At 34.9% G+C, this 1,896-nt stretch carries 2 protein-coding genes; both read right to left on the reverse strand.

What is annotated here, in order from left to right:
• Positions 1 to 276: 276 nt before the first annotated feature.
• Positions 277 to 912: a hypothetical protein gene (locus DRF60_RS20825; protein WP_116015270.1), complete on the reverse strand. Its 636-nt coding sequence runs from the start codon at positions 910 to 912 to the stop codon at positions 277 to 279.
• Positions 894 to 1,896: RHS repeat-associated core domain-containing protein (locus DRF60_RS20830; RefSeq protein ID WP_133297268.1), on the reverse strand; the 1,003-nt coding region annotated here is incomplete at its 5' end. The genes DRF60_RS20825 and DRF60_RS20830, both read right to left, overlap by 19 nt.

A 1,896-nucleotide genomic window follows, 5' to 3' on the forward strand; every position in this document is an offset into this window, starting at 1 on the left:
CTAAGCTTTGTTCCGTCTGCTCTATAGAAGTTATAAACATTTTCATTCTGCTGTGTATTTCTGGTATAATAAAGCCTGTCGAACATCATATATCCCGGTTCGTGCGGGAGCGTTGGGAGCGTTGGGACAGGCAAAATCAACTCTTTTTATTCCATTAAAATGATTCAGATAACACAAATTTGTATTTCGATCGTACTAAAAACCACTGCGAATTGCAGTGGTTTTTTTCAACAACTCAAAGTCAGAAGACTTTGCTTAGCGGAGGAATATTACTAATTAATATAAAGCAAGAACTTTTTTAAGATACTCCTCAGCAATATTTTTATTGTTTGCAAATGAATACGGTGTATATGATTTACTTACGGGATCATAAAGTTTTATTTCAGAAGACTCAACTCTAAATAAGTACATCGGCTTTTTAATAATTAATTTATGTTTTAGAAATAGAGACATCATTTGTGTATTCTTATCAATATATAATGAATCTATTTCCGAACCTTCATTTTCCAAATATTCATTTTGTATTTCATAATTATACCGAATCGAATAGTTGCCTATGCGACTAGAATTAAATTTGTTTTTCTTGAACCAAGGTAAAAACATATTAAGGTCACTCTGTCCAATAGTATATGTCATTTGTATGGTGTCATTTTTCATTGCAGTCAATCCTAAACCCATATAAGGTGCAATAGTAACTTTTTCTTTAAGCCTTCCTTTTGTATCAAAAAGCTGAATTGAAGGCGCTCCTTCATCGGTAGTATATCTAACACGCACTATATCTGTTTTACCAGCACTTATTTGATAAGAAAAACCAGTGCCTTCAAATTTTTCGAAATCAGGATGTCCACATGCTATAATAGATAGCAATAATGGTAAAAGCAGATAGATACTTTTTATTTTTTGTCCCCCCATATTATTTTGCTTTTTTTGATTATTCCTTGAGCTGTCGTTACATTTTCATAACCTAAACGCTGAAATAGATTTGAATTAAAATGTTCTCCATAAGCAGGAAAACCTGCTTTTTGGGCTTCACTTTTCCAGTGTGAATTGTTAAATATAAGCCCCATTTTACTATTACCAGATATGTTGAACCCTCCTGCATTCAGCATGAAATTCATTTTATCTTGTCCTGTTATTGCAGCGGCTCTGCCTGCTGCAAAATTTCCAACATCTCTAGCTGAAGCGTATACCCCTTCTGCTATTTGTGAGCCAGCGTATAACCCGTCTCCATTTTGCGTCTTATAATCATATTTATCACCTCCGCCACCATTCCAGGCATAATTCATCCTTGCTACAAACCCTCCATTGGCTTCAGTATCTTTAGAGATTGCATCACTAAAATTATTAAGCCAATCTCTTGCCTGGAAAGATCCAAAATTTATTTTACCTGCTTCCTTACCACTTCCGTCAAATTCTGTAAAGGAATTCCAAACAAGTGTTCTTCCCATTCTTTCGCCACCTCCCGAGGTATTATCTTTCGAATATTTTTGATTAAGTTCTTGTTTAGTTTCTTGAGTATTACCATTATGACGATAAACCCCTAAATCTCCATCTTCTATAACCTTCACTACATTTCCAAATTTATCTGTATGAGTGCTTTCTGTACCTCGACCATCAGGATCAATAAACATTATTGGATTATTCATTGCATAGTTGAAGGGGGACCATCTACGATATTGTTCAGCAAGCGGATCTGCCACACCCCATCTTCCAATATCGGGCATATAAAATCTTGCGCCATAATCATACTGTCCCGTTTCCTGCTGCAATTCTTTTCCGTTATAACGGTACTTATAAGCAGGGTTTCCAGTCAGTATATTATATCCTTCATGCTTTAACCCAAATGGATAATAGTTATTTTCTTCAAGAACTTCTATTCCAATTCCATTATTAAAG

This window comes from Chryseobacterium elymi, from assembly GCF_003385495.1.
GTDB lineage: Bacteria > Bacteroidota > Bacteroidia > Flavobacteriales > Weeksellaceae > Chryseobacterium > Chryseobacterium elymi.

Bases quoted from the DNA above. Each gene is read 5' to 3' on its own strand.
- DRF60_RS20825 (WP_116015270.1), bottom strand. From the start codon at position 912: ATGGGGGGACAAAAAATAAAAAGTATCTATCTGCTTTTACCATTATTG.